At 57.5% G+C, this 23,872-nt stretch carries 19 protein-coding genes; 9 read left to right on the top strand and 10 right to left on the bottom strand.

Translation table 11 applies throughout. The annotated features are described in order from the left end of the window. Positions 1-41 precede the first annotated feature (41 nt). Positions 42-941: a LysR family transcriptional regulator gene (locus C0039_RS03340; protein WP_076000533.1), complete on the top strand. Its 900-nt coding sequence runs from the start codon at positions 42-44 to the stop codon at positions 939-941. 65 nt (positions 942-1,006) lie between these two features. Here the strand turns inward: C0039_RS03340 and C0039_RS03345 are convergent, their stop codons facing one another. After that, complete coding sequence (locus C0039_RS03345; RefSeq protein WP_165787024.1) at positions 1,007-2,911, bottom strand: amidohydrolase; 1,905 nt, start codon at positions 2,909-2,911, stop codon at positions 1,007-1,009. A gap of 98 nt (positions 2,912-3,009) precedes the next feature. Beyond that, positions 3,010-3,471 carry a hypothetical protein gene (locus C0039_RS03350; RefSeq protein ID WP_076000531.1) on the bottom strand — a complete coding sequence of 154 codons (462 nt, stop codon included), beginning with the start codon at positions 3,469-3,471 and terminating at the stop codon, positions 3,010-3,012. A gap of 412 nt (positions 3,472-3,883) precedes the next feature. On the opposite strand from C0039_RS03350, the gene C0039_RS03355 reads away from it, so the two are divergent. Together C0039_RS03355 and C0039_RS03360 are read left to right on the top strand one after the other, a co-directional pair. Next, the gene (locus tag C0039_RS03355) at positions 3,884-5,803 is read left to right on the top strand and encodes a DUF3604 domain-containing protein (protein WP_101517237.1); all 1,920 of its coding nucleotides are present in this window, start codon (positions 3,884-3,886) and stop codon (positions 5,801-5,803) included. Between the two features lie 203 nt (positions 5,804-6,006). Beyond that, the gene (locus C0039_RS03360; protein WP_101517238.1) at positions 6,007-6,948 is read left to right on the top strand and encodes a winged helix-turn-helix transcriptional regulator; all 942 of its coding nucleotides are present in this window, start codon (positions 6,007-6,009) and stop codon (positions 6,946-6,948) included. A 17-nt stretch (positions 6,949-6,965) separates the two neighbouring features. Here C0039_RS03360 and C0039_RS03365 read toward each other — a convergent pair whose 3' ends face one another. Both C0039_RS03365 and C0039_RS21005 read right to left on the bottom strand, forming a co-directional pair. Continuing rightward, positions 6,966-7,739: an SDR family NAD(P)-dependent oxidoreductase gene (locus C0039_RS03365; RefSeq protein WP_101517239.1), complete on the bottom strand. Its 774-nt coding sequence runs from the start codon at positions 7,737-7,739 to the stop codon at positions 6,966-6,968. A 323-nt stretch (positions 7,740-8,062) separates the two neighbouring features. Further along, the gene (locus C0039_RS21005) at positions 8,063-8,287 is read right to left on the bottom strand and encodes a hypothetical protein (protein WP_165787025.1); all 225 of its coding nucleotides are present in this window, start codon (positions 8,285-8,287) and stop codon (positions 8,063-8,065) included. Between the two features lie 52 nt (positions 8,288-8,339). On the opposite strand from C0039_RS21005, the gene C0039_RS03370 reads away from it, so the two are divergent. Together C0039_RS03370 and C0039_RS03375 are read left to right on the top strand one after the other, a co-directional pair. Continuing rightward, a complete protein-coding gene (locus C0039_RS03370) occupies positions 8,340-9,860 on the top strand; it encodes a tannase/feruloyl esterase family alpha/beta hydrolase (protein ID WP_207796358.1) in 1,521 nt (506 codons plus the stop codon). A 47-nt stretch (positions 9,861-9,907) separates the two neighbouring features. Continuing rightward, positions 9,908-11,395: a WS/DGAT/MGAT family O-acyltransferase gene (locus C0039_RS03375; protein ID WP_076000526.1), complete on the top strand. Its 1,488-nt coding sequence runs from the start codon at positions 9,908-9,910 to the stop codon at positions 11,393-11,395. A 13-nt stretch (positions 11,396-11,408) separates the two neighbouring features. Here the strand turns inward: C0039_RS03375 and C0039_RS03380 are convergent, their stop codons facing one another. From C0039_RS03380 to C0039_RS03385, 3 genes are all read right to left on the bottom strand, one after another. Next, on the bottom strand, positions 11,409-12,278 hold the full coding sequence (locus C0039_RS03380) for an esterase/lipase family protein (protein WP_076000525.1): 870 nt from the start codon (positions 12,276-12,278) through the stop codon (positions 11,409-11,411). A 218-nt stretch (positions 12,279-12,496) separates the two neighbouring features. After that, on the bottom strand, positions 12,497-12,670 hold the full coding sequence (locus C0039_RS21010; RefSeq protein ID WP_157516146.1) for a hypothetical protein: 174 nt from the start codon (positions 12,668-12,670) through the stop codon (positions 12,497-12,499). Between the two features lie 28 nt (positions 12,671-12,698). After that, positions 12,699-14,024 carry a phytoene desaturase family protein gene (locus C0039_RS03385; protein WP_165787027.1) on the bottom strand — a complete coding sequence of 442 codons (1,326 nt, stop codon included), beginning with the start codon at positions 14,022-14,024 and terminating at the stop codon, positions 12,699-12,701. A 355-nt stretch (positions 14,025-14,379) separates the two neighbouring features. On the opposite strand from C0039_RS03385, the gene C0039_RS03395 reads away from it, so the two are divergent. From C0039_RS03395 to C0039_RS03405, 3 genes are read left to right on the top strand one after another with little or no spacing between them, the layout of a single operon-like run. Further along, on the top strand, positions 14,380-15,996 hold the full coding sequence (locus tag C0039_RS03395) for a class I adenylate-forming enzyme family protein (protein WP_101517243.1): 1,617 nt from the start codon (positions 14,380-14,382) through the stop codon (positions 15,994-15,996). 17 nt (positions 15,997-16,013) lie between these two features. Beyond that, the gene (locus tag C0039_RS03400) at positions 16,014-17,261 is read left to right on the top strand and encodes an acetyl-CoA acetyltransferase (RefSeq protein WP_076000522.1); all 1,248 of its coding nucleotides are present in this window, start codon (positions 16,014-16,016) and stop codon (positions 17,259-17,261) included. Continuing rightward, a complete protein-coding gene (locus C0039_RS03405) occupies positions 17,258-18,457 on the top strand; it encodes an acetyl-CoA C-acyltransferase (RefSeq protein ID WP_101517244.1) in 1,200 nt (399 codons plus the stop codon). Before C0039_RS03400 ends, C0039_RS03405 begins: the two co-directional genes overlap by 4 nt. 323 nt (positions 18,458-18,780) lie before the next feature. Here C0039_RS03405 and C0039_RS03410 read toward each other — a convergent pair whose 3' ends face one another. The 3 genes from C0039_RS03410 to C0039_RS03420 form a co-directional block, all read right to left on the bottom strand. Next, positions 18,781-20,775, bottom strand: a complete 1,995-nt coding sequence (locus C0039_RS03410; RefSeq protein WP_101517245.1) for a TonB-dependent receptor — start codon at positions 20,773-20,775, stop codon at positions 18,781-18,783. Between the two features lie 9 nt (positions 20,776-20,784). After that, on the bottom strand, positions 20,785-21,015 hold the full coding sequence (locus C0039_RS03415) for a hypothetical protein (protein WP_133125931.1): 231 nt from the start codon (positions 21,013-21,015) through the stop codon (positions 20,785-20,787). 254 nt (positions 21,016-21,269) lie between these two features. Beyond that, complete coding sequence (locus C0039_RS03420; protein ID WP_243391543.1) at positions 21,270-22,802, bottom strand: carotenoid oxygenase family protein; 1,533 nt, start codon at positions 22,800-22,802, stop codon at positions 21,270-21,272. A 38-nt stretch (positions 22,803-22,840) separates the two neighbouring features. Here C0039_RS03420 and C0039_RS03425 point away from each other — a divergent pair, with 38 nt between their 5' ends. Further along, positions 22,841-23,866 (top strand): LLM class F420-dependent oxidoreductase, encoded by a 1,026-nt coding sequence (locus tag C0039_RS03425; RefSeq protein ID WP_341476642.1) that lies wholly within the window; start codon positions 22,841-22,843, stop codon positions 23,864-23,866. The last annotated feature ends 6 nt before the right edge of the window (positions 23,867-23,872 follow it).

Genomic DNA, 23,872 nt, shown 5'->3' on the forward strand with positions numbered 1-23,872 from the left:
TTGTTAAGATACTATTGTTCTTTTATAAAGAATGGTTATGTATGCGCAACCTCAACTTCCATCACCTCTACTACTTCTGGGTCGTGGCCAAAGAAGGCCATCTCACGCGAGCCGCCCAACAACTGCATGTTTCGCAGTCGGCCTTGTCGACACAGATACGCAAACTGCAGGAGCAACTGGGTCAAGAGCTGTTCACACGCGACGGCCGCAACCTGCGACTCACTGAGGTGGGTCACCTGGTACTCGAGTACGCCGAAAGCATTTTCAGCCTCGGCAGCGAGTTGCTGGCCCTGACCGAGAGTGGTGAACTACAGCGCTTGCAGCGGCTGCGAATCGGCTCGGTCGCGACCCTGTCGCGAAACTTCCAGGAGAACTTTCTCCGCCCGGTAATCGGCGAGGCGAAGGTCAAGCTAAAGATGCACTCGGCAAGCCTGGAAGAATTGCTGGAGCAGTTGCGGGTGCACAAGCTGGACCTGATCCTGTCCAATCGTGCCGTGGCAGCAGATAATTCCACTCCCTGGCGCTGCCAGCAGATTGCCGAACAAAGTGTGTGTATCGTGGGGCCGCCAGGTAAGGCGGCGAAGCAGTTTCGCTTTCCCGATGACCTGGGAAAACTCCCCTTACTACTGCCGGGACCCAGCAGTGACATTCGCAGTCAGTTCGACCTGTTGTGCGACGAGCGGGGTGTAGAGGTCGACCCCTATGCCGAGGTGGATGACATGGCCATGCTGCGCCTGTTGGCGCGCGACTCGGGCGGGCTGGCAGTGGTGCCAGAGGTGGTCGTTCAAGACGAATTACACAGCAAGCGACTGCAGCGTTACTGCGTACTGGACGATGTGGTGGAGCGCTTCTATGCGATCACTGCCAAGCGCCACTTTGAAATGGTAGCGCTGAATACCTTGCTGGAGCAGTCACAGCAGAGCTTACAAAGTACCAAATGAAACCCGTAACCTATAGAGAGTGGAGCCGATCGCAGGCCAAGCGGCTGGATCGCAAAGGTCCTCGCTCAAGGCGAGTTTTGGCAAAACAGATCGAATCCGGGCTGCGTATTGGCAAAATCGCGGCTGGCCGCAAGCTCCCAGGGGCGCTCACAAGTTTGAGTCTTTTCGCACCAGGCAAATCCCGCTGACCCGATACAGCCCCTGGTATCCCGGTCTCCACCGGGGCGCAGCAGGGGCTTCATTTTCATCTCGCCTTTGTACACAACACCAGCGACAGGAATGTCCTTTATGGTGATAGGCGCGACCTTGAACGGGTTTTGTGTAAGCAAGGTGAAGGTGGCGTCCTTGCCGGCCTTGATAGAACCTATCTCGCCGTCCATCCCGAAAGTGCGTGCCGCGGTAATGGTGATCCCCTTCATTGCGTCAAACACCGATATACCCTGCCGGGGACTGACAATTGCGCCGCTGGCAATCTGCCGATTGATCGCTACCCAGGCCAGCAACAATGGATCAGCAGGTGCCATGGCAAAGTCCGAATGCAGAGAGACAGGAACACCACGCTCGGTGAACTCTCTCAACGCCACCATACTCTGCGCCCGCACTGCGCCCATCCCTGTTGCAGCGTATTTGTCCGCCAGAGCCCAGAGATAGTAAGGATTGGCGGAAATTTCTACGCCCAGGTCCGCCGTTCGTTGCGCCAGCGCCGCGTCAAACAGGCCGACATGGTGAAACGTGGTGCGATGATCAACCCTGGGATTGCGCTGCATGGCGCGCTCGACGATATCAAGGTAAGTCTCATACGCTTTGTCGCCAGTGATATGAATATGGATTTTATAGCCCTGGTCCCACCAGTAACTAAATATTTGCTCACCCATCTCAGGAGGAATGATCCACTCTGCGTGACAGTCTTTACAGTTCACGAATGGCTCCCTGAGTTGCAAAGCCAGGGAATAAATAGCGCCGTCACCAAATGTCTTGAACTGCTTGGGCATAAACTTGATATAGCGTGTGTCGTAGTTCGCAGGAAAGCTATCGACACGCTGTTCATAGTCTTCGTTGCTCATTTTCCTGACGAACTGCTCGGGAAAGCCGGCGATAAGGTATATACCGTAAGCACCGGCTTTTTCAGTACCCTCTTTCAGCACCTGATACTCAATGTCGAATACGCTGTTGGGGAAGCTGGGTTCGGCCATCGCGGTGAGACCATTATTGAGCATCACCTCCGAGATACGCTCCATGCCCCGCCTTAGCATCTCCTGGTCACCAAAAAAAGGCGCGAGTTTAGTACCTTTCATCATCTGGTAAGCACGCTCCCAGAAGTGATAATTCTCCCAGTCCGCCTGGGCATCATCCTCTGGGGCCAGGTCGCCACGCTTGATCTGGTACTTCCTGGCTGCGGCGCTATTGAGATAAATCTCATGAGTAGAACGCTGCCAGATGATAGTCGGCACATCACCGGTCACACCATCGAGACCAGCAAGGGAGAGTTCTCCGTGCCAGGACTTGTGATAGCCCCAGATCATCACCGTTCGATCTGGACTCTGTTTGGAGTCGATCACGGCCTTGACGGCTTTGAGATAATTACCCTTGCCGCTGACGCCGGGATAGGTGTGGTGGGGCATGCGCCATTCATGGGGTGCTACGATATCGTTGGCGAGTATGAATGCGCCGATGGACACAGGGTGCGCGTGGGGCTCGATAAACCCGGGCATCAGGGTCATGCCCTGCAAATCCACTTCTTCGGTGCTGCCGGCAAAGTCCCGGTTTACGCCTGCCCTGGAGCCGGCGTATACGATCTTTCCGCCACGTTCAACGACCACGTCCACATAGGCCGGGGTCTCGCCTTCCATGGTGATAATGTCGCCACCGTGATACAGCGTCTGTGTCGCCCCATCGGTGGCCCCGCCAAGCGTGGAGCCAGAGCCAAAGAGGGTGGCAAGCAGCAAGCTCAGGAGGTATTTATTGGTCATGGGAGGGCCGCCTTGTCGCCATCGGGGACTATTCCCCATGGCGACCTACAGCATAAGAGCACCCATGGGCAAAACGCACTGATTTCAATCGCCAGCGCTCAACCGATCAGCGCGGCTTTCGCAGAGAGCGCTCTCAAGCTATCCATTCGCAGGCAAATATAATGATGACGGGCGCTACTCGGATTGCCTTTGGCCAAAATCAGGGCGTCTTTCCAGATACGCTCATTGTGGTTCCCGGTGTCAACTTCTTTGGCGGCGATAGCCTGAAGGACTGCCTCTTCACCTACCCTGTTGAGATCTTCATCTAACCTGGGTGCAGGTGCCGTGTGCGTTGGTTCAGGTTTGACCTGACTCAAGGTGGACTGTTCTGGTAATGCGTTGGCCTCCGGTTGGCTAGCCTCTTTGCCCAAGGCGTCGACCCGGAGGTGAATGTACAGATACTTCGCAGCGAGTTCCTTACCGGATGCCATCTCCAGCGCCTGAGCCCAGACAGCTGCGTCCATCTGGCCCTTTTCGAACTCCCTGCAAGCTTGCTGATATCGTTTTAGTTCGGGCAGCATGATCTTTTCAGTTTAAAACTCTGTGGCATGCATCGTCACTTCTTTGTTGTCTGCGGCGCTTGCTAACCGACCTCACAGGACTGCCAGCCTGGAACACCCCAGCCCCGCTAAAGACCGCTTCCTGATACGATTGTCCTCGCCGGTTATTTCCTAGTCAACACAATTAATAACCCACCGTGGTTAACCGGTAAGAACGCTCAGGAACACCGTTGCCAGGGAACAAATCCGCCGTACCGCCATGGTCGCAGGGCAGCGAGCGACGCGGCCTGACCTCCTCGCCGAACTTCACGGGTTGCAATCAAAAACCTAAGCTTTTCAATAACTTCCCTGATCGGCACTGTGCAGCAGGCTGATAAGCGTCTATTCTGGATGGACACCAGAACTCTACTGGCGACCAAGGGAGAAGAAAACCATGCCAATATCCAGAACAACACAGTGCCTGACCGGGTTACTGCTTGGCAGCATCACCCTGGCCACGCAGGCCCAGGTTCCCCCACCACCGGACCAACAGATTTTGTCCAGCGCCTATACAGGCACAGCCTATTCACCCTATGCGGGACGCGATTTCGCCACCGATGTTTACTGGGGCGACACCCACTTACACACAGATATCTCCATGGACGCGGGTGCCTTTGGCAACCGCCTTGGGCTGGACGAGGCCTATCGCTTTGCCCGAGGTGAAGAAATCAACGCAACCAACGGCGGCCCGGTAAGGCTGTCACGCCCTCTGGATTTCCTGGTAGTGGCCGACCACTCCGACAATATGGGCTTCTTCCCGGACATGCTGTCGGGGGCACCGCACATACTCAAGGACCCCAAGGGTAAAGACTGGTACGAACGCATCAAAGCGGGTGAAGGCGTTGGCGTTGCGCTGGAACTGATCGGCCTGTTCTCCCAGGGCAATTTCCCCAAGGGCCTGGTCTACACACCTGACTCACAGCCCTACAAGGACGCCTGGGCGCGGACGGTGGAGGCAGCCGAGCGCTTCAATGACCCTGGCAACTTTACAGCTTTTATCGGCTATGAGTGGACCTCGCTGGTACGCGGAAACAATATGCACCGGGTAGTGGTGTATCGCGACGATGGCGACAAGGGCGGGCAGATGGTGCCCTTCACCACCATGGCACCCTTTGGCAGCACCACACCGCGAGACCTGTGGACATGGCTGGAGCAGTATGAGGAACAAACCGGCGGCAACGTGCTGGCCATTGCCCACAACGGCAACCTGTCCAACGGCATCATGTTCCCGATGGTAGAGCAGAGTGACGGCGAGGCACTGGACAAAAGCTGGGCCGAGCGACGCGCCAAATGGGAACCGCTCTACGAAATCACGCAAATCAAGGGCGATGGCGAAACCCACCCCTTCCTGTCGCCCAACGATGAGTTTGCCGACTACGAGACCTGGGATATCGGCAACCTGGATGTTTCCGAAGCCAAGACCGATTCAATGCTGGCAGGTGAATATGCCCGCGAAGCGCTCAAGAACGGCATGCAACTGGCCGCAAAATTCGGCACCAACCCCTACCAGTTCGGCCTGATCGGCTCCACCGACAGCCACACCTCGCTCGCCGCCGTCCAGGAGGACAACTTCTTCGGCAAGCACTCCGGTGCAGAGCCCGGACCAGAGCGTATGTATCATCCGTTCATGGCCACAGACTCGGGTACGATTATGGGTTGGCAACAGGTGGCCTCTGGCCTGGCGGCGGTATGGGCGAGGGACAACACGCGCGAGGCGCTGTTTGACGCCATGGAGCGCAAGGAGACCTACGCAACCACCGGTAGCCGCATGCGCGTGCGCATGTTTGGCGGGTGGAACTTCACCGCCGATGACCTGAATAACCGCCAGCCCGCATTCGCTGGCTACGACAAAGGCGTGCCCATGGGCAGCGACCTGCCCAAACAGGAAGGCAAGCAAGCGCCCAGCTTCATGGTGTTCGCCCTGCGCGACCCACAGGGCGCGAACCTGGACCGGATCCAGATCGTGAAGGGCTGGTATGACGGCGAGCAACTGAAGGAACAGGTCTACGATGTGGTGTGGTCCGGTGAGCGCAAACCAGACCGCAACGGCCGCTTGCCGGCGGTGGGGAATACCGTCGACGTGGCCCGGGCGAGCTGGACCAACACCATCGGCTCACCCGAGCTGGGGACCGTGTGGAGCGACCCCGATTTCGATCCGCAGCACAACGCCTTTTACTATGCCCGGGTCCTGGAAATACCGACGCCCCGCTGGTCCACGCACGATGCATTCCGCTTCGGGGTGGACCTCCCCGAGGGCGCACCCACCAGCACGCAGGAGCGTGGCTACACCTCTCCCATCTGGTACAAACCATAAGGTGAACCATACAGAGAGTCCGGAGATATAGCGCAGCAGCCGGGCACGCCCCAGGCAGCGCTCCCGCATCGCCCCAGGGTAAACCTGGCGGACGCAATCCTCCTGCCCCGCGTCTGTGAGATACACAAGCGGGCAGTGTATACTGCAAGGCGCGGGCAACTCTCGTTACCCGGGCCTCCTCGCAACAACACAATGGATCATGCGTGAATACATTAACGACCAGAGCGAGCTCTATCAATCGGGCCCTGGACCAGATAGGAGACAAGTGGTGCCTGCTGATCATTCAGGAAGTGTTCTGGGGCATCAATACCTTCAGCGAAATGCTGGCAACCACGGGCGCTTCCCGGGGGGTATTGTCTGACCGGCTGCAGTGGCTGCAAAAAGTAGATTGCCTCACCAAGGCGCCCGGCCGCAAAGGTGGGAAGCGCATGATTTACCGCCTGACCCCCAAGTCGATCGAGCTGTACGACAGTGCGCTGATGGCCCTGGAATGGGAGCGTCGCTTCTTCCCTACACTGGAGCTGGAAAGCGTAACACTGCTGCACCGCACATGCGGTCACGTATTCACGCCGCAAATGCGCTGTGGCAAATGCAACGAGTCCATCAGCATTTACGATGTCAGCTACAAACCTGGACCAGGCGCCGCCCGGGACGAGCGAGAGAAGAAGGTGCGCCGCCGCTCCTCACTTTCGGTACAGGATGTACCCAGCAAACGCAGTGTCTACCGCAACCTGATCAATATCGTTGGCGACCGCTGGACCGCTAACGTGATCGCGCTGTCGTTTCATGGTTTCAACCGGTTTGAACAGTTTCATGAAGAACTACCCGTTGCCACCAACATACTGACTGATCGTTTGAAGTTCCTTGTTGAACACGGCATTTTTCAGCAAGTGCTCTACAAGGAGCGCCCTCCCCGCTACGAATACAGGCTGACAGAAAAAGGGGAAGCGACCTACCCCTGGTTCCTCAGCATCCTGCAGTGGGGCGACAAATGGTGTGACCCAACCGGGGCCGGCAAGCCAATGCGCCTTATCCACAAGCGCTGCGGCCATACGCTGCACGGCCAGGTGAAGTGCAGTGAGTGTGAAAAGGTATTGAACGCACAGGAAGTGCAGTTTGATATCGGGGATCCCAGGGCCGCGTAATAAACCCTGTTGGTCATTTACAGGGAATTGCTGGAGTGGCCCCCGTCCACTGTGATGGTGGACCCGGTCATATAGCGCGAAGCCTCCGACACCAATAATAGAAAGGCGCCGTCAAGGTCTTGCACGTCGCCCGTGCGCCGCTGCGGTATCACCGCCCGCAGCCGTTCTAGCGCAGCGGGGTTATCCTTGAGGTCGGACAGGTCACTGGCAATAAAGCCGGGTAGCAAGGCGTTGACGCGTATGGCATGGCGTGCCAACTCAATCGCCATGCCCCTGTTCAGGTGTATAACCGCCGCCTTACTGGCGGCATAGGCCGCAGCCATGTTGCCCGCGCGCACCCCCAGTATTGAGCCGATATTGAGGATGGCTCCGCCCCGCTCTGCCGCGATCATCCGCCGCGCCACCTGCCTGGCGACATCGGCCAGACCGATCACGTTAGTCTCCAGTTGATATCGCCAATCTGCATTGTCAGTTTCCAGAAAAGGACGCGTCACAGACACACCGGCGTTATTGACCAACACATCGACAGGCGAAAATTCTCGCTCAACGCACTCAAGGGCCTGCGCGATACTGCTTTCATCGCAGACATCCATGCGTACAGAGAACACTTGCCCCCCCGCACTTTCAATAATGCTGGCGAGACTGGCCAGCCGTTCCTCCCGGCGCGCAGCCAACACCACGCGTGCACCCCTGAGCGCGGCTAATTCGGCAAAATGCGCACCCAGGCCACTGGAGGCGCCGGTCACCAGAATGCACTTGTCGGTGATATCGAAAAGTGGGTCAGCGGACATATAAACCTCCAGGGTGTGTTTGATTTTACGCCGGGCGCAGTGACGCGCACGACACTATCTCGTCGAACACCAGCTGTGCTGATTTTGCCGCACCCATGGAGCCCTCGTACCCAGGCCGGCAAACACCATCACCCACGTTGTAGAGGTTTTCAATGGAGGCTTGAATCTGCCCGGGTTGACAAGATTATTGATACGGCCATTTGATTGCATAATTAGACCATGCTGATCCTGCTGAGACAAATCATTTCACCAACCGGGGTAAGTCATGGCCGCACCTTTTACAACACCATCGGCGAGCGCTTCAGCCGAATACACGGACTTCGTCAGCGCATCAGCCACTGCAGCAGAAAGCGGCAACCCTCCCCCGCAACAATAGACCAGCGGATGGCGCTACCCGGTTCCCGTCTTAACCGTAACGCGGCAATGGTGAGCAGCTTGATAAACGCTGGCAGGATACCGAAGCGCAGTCTGTGCTTGTGCGTCCGCCACGCCCGAAGACCCGGCCTGTTTAGTCTGTTGCGCCACACCTCCGCAACTTGCATAATCATACTTTTAAAGACCATCGTACTTCAGGAACCCGCGATGCACAGATTAAAGTTAATGGCTGTATGTCTCGTAACCGTCCTGGGTAATCCTATGGCCTGGTCGAGCAATGACACCGCTCCCGCCATGGCATGCAATAACCTGATGACAACGCAGGCACCTGAGACCAGGCTGGCCAGCGCAAAATTCTTTATGGACCATGCCAACCTGCCGCCTTTCTGCCAGGTGGAAGGGAAAATCGCGGAACGACTGGGATTTGTCATGCGCCTGCCGGTGGATGCCTGGAACGGCAAGTTTGCGGTGACCGGCTGCGGTGGTTTTTGTGGCAGCCTGAATCCTGACAAGCCAGGCTACTCCAATAGTATGAATGCGTCGCTCAAACTCGGGTATGCCGTTATCCAGACGGATGGCGGACACCAGGCGGACAGCTGGGATACAGACTGGGCCATTGGCGACCAACGGGCACTGGAACTGTATGCCGGTGCATGGATGCCACTCGCAGTTGCCAGCGGCAACGCGCTGCTGAAACAGTACTATCAGGACAAACCGCAAAGAACCTATTTTTCAGGCTGCTCAAACGGCGGTCGTCTGGGCATGGTAGCCGCCCAACGGTATCCGCGCCTGTTCGATGGCATCGCCGCTGGCGGCGCCATCTTCGACCTCACCGGCAATGCGGGAATCCATGGCATGTGGAAGCTGCAGACCACACACGACGAAAACGGCGGGGAGATCATCGACCAGGACAAGCTGCCCCTGCTCACAGAGCACGTCATGCAGCAGTGCGATTCGCTGGATGGCGTGGAAGACCACGTCATATCCCGGCCACAACTGTGCCAACCGGCACTGGACAGCCTGCGCTGCAGCGATACCCGGCCCGAGGCGTGCTTTAGCGATAGAGAGCTGACCGCAATCCAGCTGCTCTACCAGGGAGCAACGGTGGATGGGCAAGCACTTTTCCCCGGCATCCCACCCGGGTCGGAAAGCCTGTGGTCGCGGTGGATTGTGGGCACGGATGAAAACCCTGCCTGGGGCACCCGCGCTTCAGAAGGTAACCTGAGACTGACCTATGGAATTCCGTCAAACCGCCCCTTCAACCCACATGCGTACACCCTGGCCGACGAGCAGCAAAACCTGCAACGCCTGGCACCGGTGCTGAATGCCACGAACCCGGATCTGTCAGCATTGGCCGCAGCAGGGGGGAAGTTATTCTACTACCACGGCCTGGCAGACCCCTTGATACTGGCAGGTCGCGCACAGCAGTACCACGATGAGGCCGCAGCAGTGATGGGCAAGGAGAAGCTTGACCAGACAGCGCGCTTTTTCATGGTACCCGGCCACGGTCACTGCTGGGAGATGCCAGGACAGGTCGCAGACGATTTTAACCCGCTGGTCGTCATCGACCACTGGGTAGAGACGGGCAAAGCCCCGGACCACGTTATTGCCGGTATGGCGCAAGACGCCTCCCCGAACAATCGCACACGCCTGCTTTGTCCCTATCCTCTTACCGCCACCTTCCAGGGCGGCGACCCTGACAATGCACAAAGCTTCCGTTGCCAGGCGGCCGACCGCCAGGATTGAATACACACAGTGCCGACCCTGTCACGACATCACCACGGAACCAGATTATGAGACAACTGAGCGGACAAGATGCCACATTCGTTTTCATGGAAGACCCCGCTGCACCACTGCACCTGAGCTCCCTGTATATTTATGATCCAGGCACAGCGCCGGGCGGCAAAGTAACGCACAAGCAGTTGCTGGCACATATTGAAAGCCGTCTGCCTACTTCAAGAGTCTTTACCCAGAAGCTGCTGCACGTGCCGATGAACCTGGATTTCCCCTATTGGGTGGACGATCCAGGCTTCGACCTGGAGTTTCATGTGAGACATATCGCGCTGCCCAGCCCACGGGACTGGCGCCAGCTGTGCATTCTTGTTTCCAGGCTGCATTCCCGGGGACTGGACATGTCCCGGCCACCGTGGGAAATGTACATCATAGAGGGGCTGGATAATGTTGATGGCGTGCCACCGGGTAGCTTCGCCGTACTGTCGAAGTACCACCACGCGGCCATCGATGGCGCGTCCGGGGTGGAGATCATCTCTGGACTGCATGACCTGAGCGCCAGGCCAGCGCCGCGAAAGCACACCGCGCAGGCCACCGAATCCACTCCTTCCAGTCTGCAACTGCTGGCACGATCCGCCGTGAACAACGTCAAGCTGCCCCTGCACCTCGCATCAGTACTTGCTCGATCCCGGCCGCAACTGAATTGGCTGCCGCGTCGCAGGGAGCCCGAGGAACAGCGCTTCAGTCCATCGAAACTCCCCATCCCCAAAACCCGTTTCAACTACCAGGTATCACCCCACCGGGTATTCACTGGCCAGATGCTCGACCTAGAAGACTTCAAGGCAATACGCAGTGCCGTAGCAGGCGTTACTATAAACGATGTGATACTGGCGATCTGCGCCGGTGCCCTGCGCGCCTACCTGCAGGCCAAGGAAGAACTGCCGGATGAACCACTGGTCGCCGCCGTTCCCATCAACACCCGGACCGAGGCCGATGAGGGCCTTGCCGGCAATGTCATCGCCGCCATGTCGATCGCCCTGCAAACGCATGTGGAGGACCCGGTACAACGTCTGCAAGAAATTCGCGACCTGACTGCGGCAGAAAAAACCACCGACAAGGCCGTCAGCGCACGGCGGATGACCGACATATCCCACCACCTGCCAGCCACCACGCTGACCATGGCCAGCCGCCTCATTTCCGCCACCGGCCTGATGCACCGCAGCAAGCCTGTTTTCAACCTGGTGATTACCAACGTACCCGGGCCACAGATACCCTTATACCAGTGCGGTGCCGAGCTACTCGCCACCTGGGGCTGCGGTCCAGTGCTGGACGGTGTGGGCCTTATCATCTCGGCGCACAGCTACAATGGGAAACTGTTTCTGTGCGCAACATCCTGCCGGGAAATCATGACCGACCCCGGTTTCTTCGCTGACTGTATGCAGCAATCCTTCGACGAACTACACAAAGCTACCCGCCCCCTGCGCAAACGCGGTAAAGCAGCACGAGGACGGCAGAGTAAAAAGTCGGGCGGGACCAAGCCAAAGACCTGAGTGGTCTGCACGGTCAGCGCGACAATGCGGTTCCTTGTGATCGACCGCGAGCGCTTACCGGCCGCTTGCGTCTTGATAAGTTAAGTAAACGGCGCAGGCGGCGATGATTGAATGGCTGCCAGGCCTGGGCGTCAGCACACAATCGGTCGGCAACCGCAAACAGGATACGCGGGTTAACGCCCATGCCACCGTGTGAGGCAACAATACGCACATTCTCGCGCACGGCCGGCGCTTTGCTGCTGTCAACGGTCTCCTGCGGAATCAGCGCAAAAGGCTCGCTAACCGCAGCATCAATAGGGCTGACGATCGCTACACAGGGTATGTCAGGCTGGTGCGCCGGCCAATGTCGGGTTCCGGCATTGGTAAACACATCCTGCATTGGCCGCCCCATCTGGCGTTCGCCCATCAGCCGTATCAATGCATTGTGACGTCGCAGGCTAGCCGCAGGGAATACCGGCGCACCCAAGGTGATAACCCTGTCGATATCCGGCGCCAGGTGCAGGGCAAGCTCTCGGGCGCAAACGCCGCCCAGGCTATGACCAATCAGTGCAACGCCGCGGCCATGTCGATTCGCGAGTATTTTGACGTGGTGGCGCAGCTTGTCCGCCAGCTGCGCAACATAGGCATCAAATCCTGCTTCCGAGGGCCCCTCGTTGACGCCCAATCCCCACGCGTGAGCATCAAAACCGTTGCGATTAAGAAAACGCGTGAGATGACCCATGCTGTTTTCCGGTGCATTGAACCCTGGAATCAGCATCACCGGTTGCGCGCCGTCGCCCTGTGCGCAGCACCGATCCAGCGCGTTCGACATAGCAAGGCCAGCGCCCAGCTCAGTCAGGGTGAGGCCCATATCCAACTGTAATCGCAGTGCGTCTTTCAGCATGCTCTTCCTCACCTGGCCGCCTTTTTAATTCGTTTATAAAAGTAACTCTGGCAACGTAGCATAGGGAACCGCGAAGATAAACTGCGCAAAACGCTATCGAATAGTGCGTGCTTTCACCGGGCCCGAAACAATCCCGCTAGCGGCACTTGATGAACAACGGGTGGGGCCGCCACCGGTCCCGGGATTGCATTGATCAGCGAACCGGCCACGCCGTAATGCTATGGCGTGGTGCGGCATGGGTGCCCCTGGAGCACACCGGGATCGATACTGATTCCAGCGAAGGCAGTCCTTTTATCTGCATCGACCAGCTCCAGACCAGGGTGATCAAGCACCGCACGCAGACAGGTTTTGCCCATGCTGCCGGTCGCCCACTGGATAACCTTGATGCTCATGTTTCACTCCCTCCTTGCCAAGAACTGTTTATTTGCGCGATGCCAGTATCATCGCCACCGCGTCGCGCGCCGACGCTGCCGCGCTCTCGGTACCGATGGTTCCTGGCGGGGCGCAGCCATCACCCACGTTATACAGACCCACGACAGGCGTATTGACCGGCAGACCAAAACCCGCCCAGCGATGCATGCCCGGTGCCGGTGCCCGGTGCTTTGCCTTCACCAGGAACGTCGCCTGCTCGGTGACGCCCGGAAAATTCTTCTCCAGTTCCTCCATAGTGACCTTGAACTCGTTTGCCAGGTCGGGCTTTGCCGCATCCGCCGGCGCGCCATAGGCGGTGTGCAAATACTTACCCGCCGGTGAAATGTGGGGCGATATCTCAGAGGGTATTTCCAGATAGATAAGATTGCGATTGTTGCCAAAAACCATACACCCTTCGAATCCTTCGATCAGGGGCTTATCCATGACAAAGCTGATGTGCATGATAGGCGCATCCGCTGCGTTGGTTCGTAGTTCCTGTATGTAGCTGCGTTCAAATACCGACGCACCCCCGGCCAGATCAACGGTCCTGTCGGGTCCGGTATTGGACAGCACCAGGTCAGCGAGAATCACCTCATCCTTACCGTCACTGCTATTGACCTCAACGCCAACCACCCTGCCCTCGTCTATGAGGATACGCTTGCAGCCTGTCTGGCGGCGGACCTGAGTGCCCTTGCTTTCCATCGCGGTGGCCAGAGCATCCATCAGCGCGCCGTTGCCGTGGGCAGCCATGCCGAAGCGGCTGCATTTACTGCTATATTTCAAAAAGCGGAAAAACTCTCCGGCCGGGATCTCATGCAGGTTGATACCCATCAGTGCCGCGCAGTAGCCCTGGAACAGGTTCTTCACTTCACCGTTGTCGGTGTACTGGTCGAACCAGTCGCGAATGCTGATAGAGTCCAGCGGAGTCCATTGAAACAGCGCATTCTGTATCTGCTTGAACAGCGCGCGGGCGGCGGCCTCATCCTGCATCGCGAATTCGATCATGCCGTACAGGCCACCGCCACCGGGCGGCAGGTCGTAGTCCCCGTGGTCCAGGCGATACCGCATGCGGCCGGTCAGGTCGATCATATCCATTTCCGCACCCACCACATCAAACGCCTGACGGATTGCGCTGGCCGGTCCCATTGGAATCATCAGCGCACCGGTGGTTACGCTGCACCCTTCACGCACTCGATGGCCCATACGACCACCGAGGTAGGGCGATTTTTCCGTCAACAACACTTTCATTCCAGCCGCTGTCAGGCGCGCCGCAGCGCACATTCCACCGATGCCGGAGCCGATAATCACGGCGTCAAATTTCTCTCCAGACTCCATATAACACCTTTTGCCGAGGGTCATTTGTTAGCACGTGGCACCGTTCACTGACAGCTATGCTGAACTCTGTCGCCACGCGAACTGCTCCATAAATGCCCTGCTTGCCTCACACGCCCTGTGCAGTATAAGCAAAGAGTCTAATTACGCAAGCAATCGGCCGCTTGGCCTTCTTCGTGAAACTCGAGGGGAGCCAACCGGTCCCGGCGCTCTGCCACCATGCCGGTCCCCTTGAATTCGGCTGGAACCATCAGCCCACGTTCCCGGGTGGCTTTGGTACCAAAGTAATGTTGTTGGCATCCAACATTTATCTTACAATTAGGTCTATTTATAAAAGTATAATCACACAGGTGGCGAGGTGATAACGTCAGATAAAAATCGAATCGCGGCACTCACCGCCGCGGGCAGCTGGGGAACAGAGACCCTGCACGGCCTGCTGGCACGCCATGCCAGTGAGCAGCCTACTCGGCTGGCGGTAAAAGACCAACCCGACCGGGAACAGCTGACCGGAGATGCCCCGCAAGCACTGAACTGGGAGGAACTGGACAGGGCCAGTAGCAACCTGGCCATGCAGTTGCACGCCGCCGGCCTGCGCGAGGATGACCGGGTGATCATCCAACTGCCCAATATCGTTGAACTGCTGGTGCTGTACTACGCACTGAGCAGAATGAATGCAATTGCCTCGCCAGTACCGGTGCAATACGGCAGCCACGAATTGCAACACATGTCACACGCACTCGAGGCGGCGGCAGTGATCACTATTGGCAACTTCCGCGGCGCCGACCTGGCCGCTGCGGCCCGCACGGCCCTGCCGGGCACCCGGGTTCTGGCTTTCGGCCAGGATATCGAACTGGATACCCGTGAAGCCGACGGCTACAGCCAGCCGATGTCAGCGGACGCCAACCGCGTGGTGACTATTTGCTGGACCTCCGGCACCACAGGCACGCCCAAGGGCGTACCTCGCTCTCACAATATGTGGTTGGCCTCCGGGCGCTGTACCGCTGAGGCTGGCAACTACTCGGCAGAAGACACGCTGCTCTGCCCCTTTCCCATGGTCAATATGTCGGCACTGGGTGGCTTTGTATTCCCTGCTGCAGTGCATGGCTGTGCCATCGTGCTGCACCATCCGCTGGACCCGGCTCTATTTCTGCAGCAGATGCAGGATGAACGCATCAGTTTCACCATTGCGCCCCCGGCCCTGCTCAACCAACTCGCCAAGTCGCCAGACATGTGGAACCAATATGACTTCAGCGCGCTGCGCAGGGTGGGCTCTGGGTCGGCGCCGCTGTCACCGTGGATGATTGAAACCTTCGGCAACGACTTCGGTGTAGACGTGGTCAATATTTACGGCTCCAACGAGGGGATCGCACTCTATTGCGCGCCAGAGAAAGCGGCCGACCCGGAAGTTCGCGCGACCATGTTTCCACGCCCGCAAGAGGATGAGTACCTGAAAACACGGGTAGCCGACCCCGAAACCGGCGCGGAAGTCACCGCCATCGGGGAACGCGGCGAACTGCTGGTCAGTGGAGCCACCGTATTCGACGGTTACTTCCACCACGACAACAAGGACGTGTTTGACGCCCAGGGCTACTTTCGTACCGGCGACCTGGTGGAGATTTGCGGTGAACAGGGCGACTTCTACCGCATCGTTGGCCGCTGCAAGGATATCATCAACCGCGGCGGCATGAAGATATCGCCCGTTGAACTGGACCTGGCGCTGGAAGACCATCCGAGCGTGCAGGAAGCCGCTGTTTGTGCCTATCCGGACGAACGCCTGGGTGAAAAAATCTGCGCCTGCGTGGTGATGAAACCCGGCATGGAGCCACTGTCCATGGAGGCGTTGCAAGATTATTTGCTGGGCCTGGGCCTGGCCAAATTCAAACTACCCGAACGTATAGAAATACTGGAGCAACTGCCGCGCAACGCTGTCGGCAAGGTACAGCGCTTTGCCCTGCAGGAGACCCTCAGCGCATAACAGAAGAGACCAACGCTATGAAACAAACACAGGACATCTACATACTCGGCGGCAGTCAGACCGACTTCGCCCGCAACTGGCAGCGTGAAGGCAAGGACATCTACGCAATGTTCGAAGAGGCCCTGCGCGAGGCTGTGAGCAATGCCGATATCGAGCCAGGCCAGATTGAAGTCGGCCACGTTGGCAACTTCGTCGGCGAACTGTTCACGGGCCAGGGCTTACTGGGCGGCTTCTTCGGCCAGGTGTTTCCGGAACTCGCAGCCCTTCCCACCTCGCGTCATGAAGCAGCGTGCGCTTCGGGTTCAATCGCCATTCTAGCAGCGATGCGCGATATAGAGGCGGGACACTATGACATGGCCTGTGTACTGGGCCTGGAACTGATGCGCAATGTGGATGGCAAGACCGGCGCAGAGTACCTGGGTGCTGCCGCCTGGAAAGGTCGCGAGGCATTACCCGAGCACTGTGACTACCCCTGGCCACACATGTTCGACCTGTTGACGCAGGAGTATGACCGACGCTACGGGATCAACGTGGACCACTTGAACCGTATCGCGGAAATCAATTTTGGCAACGCCAGGGAGAACCCGCGTGCGCAAACCCGCCAGTGGCAGTTTCCCGAGGGTGCCTTCAGCTGTGACGACGACCTCAACCCGGTTATAGAGGGTCGCGTGCGCAAGCAGGACTGCGGGCAAATAACCGACGGGGCCGCGTGCATCATTCTGGCTAGCGAGGCAAGAGCGAAAGAGCATGCAGCGAAGCTCGGCATGAAGCTGGCGGATATTCCACGCATAAAAGGCTGGGGGCATCGCTCCGCACCAATCCTGCTGGAAACCAAGCTCGCCCTCAGCGCCGACCAGCCGCTGGTATTCCCGCATGCCAGTGCCACCCTTACCGAGGCGGCGCAGCGCGCCGGCTTTGCCCAGGTCTCGGATCTGGATGGGCTGGAGACCCACGACTGCTTCAGCATGACAGAATACATGGCCATCGATCACGCCGGGCTAACCGCGCCGGGTGAGAGCTGGAAGGCAGTTGAGGATGGCCGCATCACCCGCGACGGTAACTTCCCCATAAACCCCAGTGGCGGCCTGATCGGCCTGGGTCATCCGGTGGGTGCCACCGGCGTACGCATGGCCCTTGACTGCGCCAGACAGGTCACCGGCAGAGCCGGCGGCTACCAGCTACCCAATGTGGAGAATATGATCACCTTCAACGTAGGTGGTAGCACTACCACCTGCGTCAGTCTGGTTGTGGGAGTCGGCCAATGAAGCCCGTCTTCATCTACGACGCTATCCGCACGCCGCGTGCCAGGGCCAAAGACAGCGGCGGCCTGTATGACCTGCGCCCGCACGACCTGTTGAAGACGCTATACCACACACTACAGGAGCGCACGGGACTGGAACCGGCAACAGTGGGCGAGGTGGTGTTGGGCTGCGTCACGCAATACGGCGAGCAAGCGGCCAATATCGCCAAGACATCGACACTGTATGCGGGCTGGCCCAGCAGCATAGGCGGCCTCACCGTGAGCCGTTTCTGCTCTTCCGGCGTAGACGCCATCAGTGTTGGCGCGCTGAAAATCGCTGCCGGGCAGGAGCATGCTGTCATTGCCGGCGGCATTGAGATGATGTCACGCGTGCCCATGCTGGGTGACAAGGCTGCGGTGTTTATCGACCCGGAATACGCCGCGCAATGCCATATGCTGATGATGGGCAATGGCGCGGATTTGATCGGCACGCTGAACAACGTAACCCGGCAACAGGCGGACGAAATAGCAGTACAGAGCCAGCAACGTGCGGCACACGCACGCAGTAATGGTTATTTCAAATCCATTGTCCCGGTACACAACCCGGTCAAGGGGATCACCGTAACAGAAGACGAGTGCATTCGGGGCGACACAACCCTGGAGGCGTTGGCGCAAATGGAGCCGGCCTTCGCCGCCCTGGGTGCCAAGGGTCCCGATGCGGCACAACTGGCAGCCTACCCACATCTGGAAGCGATCAACCACATTCACACAGCAGGTAACTCACCGGCGATGGCGGATGCCGCCGCGGTAACCCTGCTGGGCGATGAAGAACTGGGCCGCAAACTCGGCATCGAGCCACGTGCGCGCATCGTCGCGGCAGCCACCGCCAGCGACGACCCGCTGCAGGTACTCTCCGGCTGCGTTGCCTCTACAGGCAAGCTGATGCAGGAGCAGGGACTAAGTTCGAACGACATAGACCTGTTCGAGTTACACGAGGCCTTTGCTGCCACCGTGGTCAAGTGCCAGCTCGACCTGAACATCCCCAACGACAAGCTCAATGTAAACGGTGGCGTGATTGCCCTTGGCCATCCCATGGGGGCCACCGGCGCGATTATGGCCGGCGTATTACTGGATGAACTGGAGCGGCGCGACTTACAGCGTGGCATAGTCGCAGCAAGCGGTGCCGCGGGTGCGGGCAGCGCGATACTGATTCAGCGTTAGATTGACCCGGCAACGCCAACAACGCTAATGAACCCCGCAAATCCCGGTCGCTGCCAAACACATAGCCGGTAAACAAAGCCAGCGCATGGACCCCAGGCCCAGTTCGAAAAAGTTGGTCACCAACAGTATGAGGGCTGAAACCTGGGTCCGCATATAGTTAGACGTGATCAACTGTGTCCCTAGCACTTGCGCAGCATAGAAGCTACTGAGACAGGACTTGCCTCACGCGCCAGGCACAAAACATCCACGCAAAAAAAAGAGGAGTTCAAAGAACTCCTCAAATCAAAGCCGCAAGATCTGGACCTGGTGGCTCCGAACCTGAGCTACAGCCAGTAGTAGTTGAAGCTCATGCCGTAGGTACGGGGCGGCGCCCACAAGTTGGTCACACCCCCAAACGTGCCGAGAATTTTGTGCGATGAGTACAGCTCGTCGTCAAGGTTCTTGCCCCAAACGGACAGGGTCCATGACCCATCAGCGGCTGTATAGTTGGCAGACGCGTCCCACACTTCGAAACTCTCCTGTACAGAACGCAGATCGTTGCTCGCCTCCATAAAGTAATCGCCGGTATGTGAAACCGTGGTGACCAGATCCAACGCGGCACCACTGTCAAACCCTATCGTGTAAGTACCACTCAAGGTCCAGGTCTCCTCGGGCGCTCGGGACAGTTCGTTCCCCGAGAAGTCATCATCCTCCAACTGGTACTCTGTGTACTCGCCATCCATATTGGCATAGCTGCCGGTCACCAGCAGGTTCTCGGTCAGGGCGAGCGCGAAATCCAGCTCAATGCCGGACACCTCAGCGTTGGCATTGGCCGAATTCAGGACGTTGTTAGCCAGGAAGAAAACCTGGAGGTCGTCGTAATCGAGGTCGAAGTAAGCAATATTGAAACGTAAGCGGTTATCCCACCATTGTGTCTTGGCACCGATTTCGATATTGGTGGCCTGCTCTGGATCAATAGGCGTCGTTGCAGCATCACCCGTTTTGGCCTGCGACGGGAAAATACCGCTTTTAAAACCTTCGGAGTAGGTTACGTACAGTAACTGGTCATCAGCCACGGTCCATTCCACCGAGCCCCGCAGAGTGGTGTCATCCCATGACTCTTGTCCTTTGGCTGTGTCATAGCCGGGCGCGACAAGGGGAATACCACCTATAGGGCTATCGAGATTATTGACAGCTGATGCCTTGATTTCCTTATCATCTTCGGTATATCGGGCGCCCAGTGTAAAGGCCTGCGCATCGGTCGCATTCCAGGTAGCCTGTCCGAAAACGGCATAGCTCTCTGTCGTCGCATCCTGGAAATAAGTAACATCACCCGGGCTCAGGCCCGCCAGTGGCGTAATCGGGTCCCACCAGGTTACAAACGTCTCATCACGCTCTACATTCTCTTTGATGTAGTAGAGGCCGGCGACCCACTTAATGCTGTCGCTTTCTCCTGAAAGCCTGAACTCCTGGGAAAACTGATCTGCGTCCTCATTGGCCCCATCAATTACTTCTGAAAGTCCGGCAACCCGGTCGCCAGCGATAGGTGGCTGCCCCTGTACAGGCGTCAACGACTGCAGCCACGAGGTTTCACTTTCACGGTATGCAGTAATCGAGGTCAATACACCCCAATCCATGTCTACATCCACACGGCCGAGGAAACCCAGTATCTCTTTCTCGGCATGCTGTACTACGCCGTGCGAGGATTCACGTTCGTCCAGTCCCGCAACCGAGGCCTTGCCGATCTCAAGGAAAGCAGGTATCGAAGCGAGCCCACTTAAAGCAGGTGTGTCATAGTCTGTAATGAAGCGGCTTTCACCGTTGGAGTCGATGTCGTTATAGTCGACGCCCAGCAATACCTCGACCCTGTCCGATGGCGTGAACAGCAGCTGACTGCGGACGTTTATGGCGTCCATATCCTCAAGTTCCTGTCCGGTAGTAACGTTGTCTGCATAGCCATCGCGGTCATGCGTACTGATGGTAATTTTACCCGCAATAGTGTCGCTGAGTGGCCCATTCACATAGGCATTAACTTTTAAGAGGTCATAATTGCCAGCTGTAACACCGGCCCTTGCTTCAAACTCCTGCTGCGGTTTTTTGGAGAATATATTGATCGCGCCACCGGCCACATTCTTTCCATACAATGTCCCTTGTGGCCCGCGAAGCACTTCGATTCGTTCGAGGTCATAGAGGTCGGTGGAAGCGCCGCCCGGTCGGCCGAGGTAAACCTCGTCGACGAAGATCGCCACCGCCGGATCAGACGCTGCGGAGTCATTGGTCGTACCAATACCGCGCAGGAATATCTGCGGTTCCGCAATATTAAAGGTGGTCAGGTTCAGGTTTGGCGTCTACAAGGAAATATCGGCGAGGCTGGAGATTCCGGCATCGCTTATCTGATCGCCACTAAACACGGTGACCGACATGGGCACATCCTGCAGACTTTCCGCACGCCGTTCCGCGGTGACAATAACCTCCTCCAGTGCCTGGGATTGCGCGAACTGTGGAGCTCCCAGTAAAAATGCATTTGCAGCGATAACCGAGAGATAACCAACCGACTTCTTAAAAGTTGACTTGTGCATCATGTTCTCCATCGAGATATTTCTTATTAGTTGGGGAGCCGGCGCCCGAAGCGAAACGGACCCGCATCCAGTTCTTCCAGCCCTGACCCGGGCCGCGATGCGCACTGAATACACACCGACCAGGACCCTTTCTATCCGTTGAGTACAGCGACGGAAATGCCAATACCCTAGATAGCTTTGTTATTTGAACCCAAATATCGTATGACAATCAGTTCAGTTACACAAGTCTGCATTGAGCGGTAATATTTGTGTCTTCAAGTGTACAGATCCTCTCCGCGCGCCCACGTGGCGTGAAAACCCGCAGGCACTCGCTGAGGCAGTTTGACGCGGGCAATTGGGCCCAGAGTTATATCACGCGCATCAAACACCAGCGCCTCAGACTTCCAGGTGTTACTGTCTGTCACCATGGTGATGACGTAACCATCATCCTCGTCGCTGTCACGGGTTGCACCCTTGACCGGCGCAAAGGCTGCCTCACTGCCGAAAACACCATCGCCATAGTCCCACTTGTCGTACTGACCGGTTTCATTGTTGTACTTCACCAGCCCGTTGAAACGAAGCGTATGGCCATTCTCGTGGAGCAAAGGAATGTGTTGGTGATAAGCGTACTGCGTCTTCACGCCGTGGAACATCTGGTTGGATTTATTAAACTCTGTGTTCAGGTCATCAATGTCACCCTCGCGCACTTCACCCGTCTTGAGATTGAAGCGCCAACGGTAATTATTGGTTTCGTTGCGCATGTACACCAGCATATGCGCGAGTTCTCCACCCCCTTCGGGCTGACGTAGCGGATTTGCCGAGCGACAGCCATCCATTACGATCCAGTCGCCCTCCTCCCAACTATTGGATATGTGCAGTACAAAACAGGGCTCACATTCGAACCAGCGAATATCGGCGGAGTCACCATACCGCGGGATGATGCCAAACCTCGCCGGAATGTCGCGATGAAAGTCCAGCACCATCTTGCCGTGCCTGCGCAGAAGATTCGCATCATGGAAGAGCGGCAGGTCATGGAGAATAGTATAATTCGTAGTGAAGCCCAGATCGTGAGGTCGACGCGGACCGGGTAACTCAATCGGCACCTCCGAACGCAGGGTGCCATCCGCATTGGCGACCCCGTAAGTCATAAAAGGCGCCTCATCGCCGTAATCCATAAACAGCATTTCACCGGTATTCCAGTCAACGTGGTTGTGTGCAGACATATTCGTTCGGGTTCGCCCCGGCAGGCTGTATTCACCGAGATTCTCCAGGCTGAGAGGGTCCATTTTGTGCGGACGCCCGGCGTGGTACCAGGTCGGCATTAGCTTTCCCGCATACCATGTCACGTCCGTGTTGCAGGTATCCTTGATCGGGAATTCAGGTAGCGAGAAATCAAAGGTGCCCATCACACCCGGCCACATGGCACGACCCTCCTCCTTCTCCAGCAAGTAGCCGGCCGTGTGTATGTAGCTATTGCGGTAGGACGCCTTGCCGTCCTGGAAATAAACTGCATGCACCATGCCATCGCCGTCAAAGGGGTGATGAAGGCCGGTTGGCTTGTGTATCGTATTAGGTCCGTTACGATAGTAAGCGCCATATATACCCTCCGGTAATTCACCCGTTACTTCCAGTTCATCGACGGCCATTTCGTCTACAGTGGGCGCATACACGCCATGCAAATACGGGTTATCTACTTCGTAAATCCACTGCGGTGCATTCTCGAAGTGGGTGACTTGACCGATGGTCTCTTCGGTGATCGGATAGCTGGCATTGCTCATTGCCTGAACCTCGTAAAGTGACTTGTACAACCAGACTATCATTACTTTTATAATTAGACTAGCACTGGATGCAGCTCTATACTGCCTCTGAAAAACTGCATTTATTCATTCTGACGGATCAAGCTATGACAATCAGTGTAGTAACCCCTCTCTGGCAGGATCAGCCTGCAATCGACAATGTAAACGTTGCCCGCAACGCAGAGCGCTGCGGCTTCTCGGATTTATGGATAGGCGAAATGGCCACCTTCGACGCCTTTGCTTTTGCCACCGCCATCGGCTCCGTTCCGGGGAAAATGGCGTTGAATATTGGCCCGTTGGCCGTATCCGTGCGCACACCGACGACGATCGCCATGGGCGCAGCCTCGGTCGCTACCTTAACGGGACGAACAACGCGAGTCGCCATCGGCGCCTCCAGCAAGGTCGTTGTCGAGGAGTGGCACGGGCGTCCGCGTCTCCGCACGGCAAAACACCTCGAGGAGACCAGCATCGCACTCAGAGGCTTGCTGGACGGCGAGAAAGTAAAGTTTGAGGGAGAACTCGCCAGGTGCAACGGTTTTCATTTGCGCACGGAAGCACCCGGGGCCCACATCACGGTGGCTGCATTCGGCGCACTGGCGGTAAAAGTCGCCGCCAGGCACAGTGACCGCATGCTGCTGAACATGGTGACCACCAGTTCCACCGCCCGGCTCAGGCAGCAACTGGAGGACGCAGCTAAAGAAGCCGGACGGCCGACACCCAAACTCGCGGTATGGCTGGGTTGCGCACTGGACCCCGGCGAGGACGCAATCACCCAGGTGCTGCGCTCAAAAGTCGGCTACCTGGCTGCACCAGGCTACAGTGACATGTTCATTGAAGCGGGCTTTAAAGAACTTGTCGCGCTTGCTAAAACACGGCCACACCCGCGGGAGATATTGTCGGCAATGCCGGCCGAACTGGCGGCCTCCGTCGGTCTCCTGGGCACTACAGACACACTGAGAGAGCGTATTGCCGAGTACCGCGCTGCCGGAGCCGATGAAATTTGTATTGTCCCGGCCACCGCGAGCGACCCGGGGGCAGAGCGCACGCTGCAAGCAGTCAGTCGCTTGCTACCCTGATTGCAC

The sequence above is a fragment of the Pseudohalioglobus lutimaris genome, from assembly GCF_002866825.1.
In the GTDB taxonomy this organism is placed as follows: domain Bacteria; phylum Pseudomonadota; class Gammaproteobacteria; order Pseudomonadales; family Halieaceae; genus Halioglobus; species Halioglobus lutimaris.

Coding starts and splice junctions, on each gene's coding strand:
- C0039_RS03340 (WP_076000533.1), top strand. CDS start 42: ATGCGCAACCTCAACTTCCATCACCTCTACTACTTCTGGGTCGTGGCC.
- C0039_RS03345 (WP_165787024.1), bottom strand. CDS start 2,911: ATGACCAATAAATACCTCCTGAGCTTGCTGCTTGCCACCCTCTTTGGC.
- C0039_RS03350 (WP_076000531.1), bottom strand. CDS start 3,471: ATGCTGCCCGAACTAAAACGATATCAGCAAGCTTGCAGGGAGTTCGAA.
- C0039_RS03355 (WP_101517237.1), top strand. CDS start 3,884: ATGCCAATATCCAGAACAACACAGTGCCTGACCGGGTTACTGCTTGGC.
- C0039_RS03365 (WP_101517239.1), bottom strand. CDS start 7,739: ATGTCCGCTGACCCACTTTTCGATATCACCGACAAGTGCATTCTGGTG.
- C0039_RS21005 (WP_165787025.1), bottom strand. CDS start 8,287: ATGATTATGCAAGTTGCGGAGGTGTGGCGCAACAGACTAAACAGGCCG.
- C0039_RS03370 (WP_207796358.1), top strand. CDS start 8,340: ATGGCTGTATGTCTCGTAACCGTCCTGGGTAATCCTATGGCCTGGTCG.
- C0039_RS03375 (WP_076000526.1), top strand. CDS start 9,908: ATGAGACAACTGAGCGGACAAGATGCCACATTCGTTTTCATGGAAGAC.
- C0039_RS03380 (WP_076000525.1), bottom strand. CDS start 12,278: ATGCTGAAAGACGCACTGCGATTACAGTTGGATATGGGCCTCACCCTG.
- C0039_RS21010 (WP_157516146.1), bottom strand. CDS start 12,670: ATGAGCATCAAGGTTATCCAGTGGGCGACCGGCAGCATGGGCAAAACC.
- C0039_RS03385 (WP_165787027.1), bottom strand. CDS start 14,024: ATGGAGTCTGGAGAGAAATTTGACGCCGTGATTATCGGCTCCGGCATC.
- C0039_RS03400 (WP_076000522.1), top strand. CDS start 16,014: ATGAAACAAACACAGGACATCTACATACTCGGCGGCAGTCAGACCGAC.
- C0039_RS03405 (WP_101517244.1), top strand. CDS start 17,258: ATGAAGCCCGTCTTCATCTACGACGCTATCCGCACGCCGCGTGCCAGG.
- C0039_RS03415 (WP_133125931.1), bottom strand. CDS start 21,015: ATGCACAAGTCAACTTTTAAGAAGTCGGTTGGTTATCTCTCGGTTATC.
- C0039_RS03425 (WP_341476642.1), top strand. CDS start 22,841: ATGCAGCTCTATACTGCCTCTGAAAAACTGCATTTATTCATTCTGACG.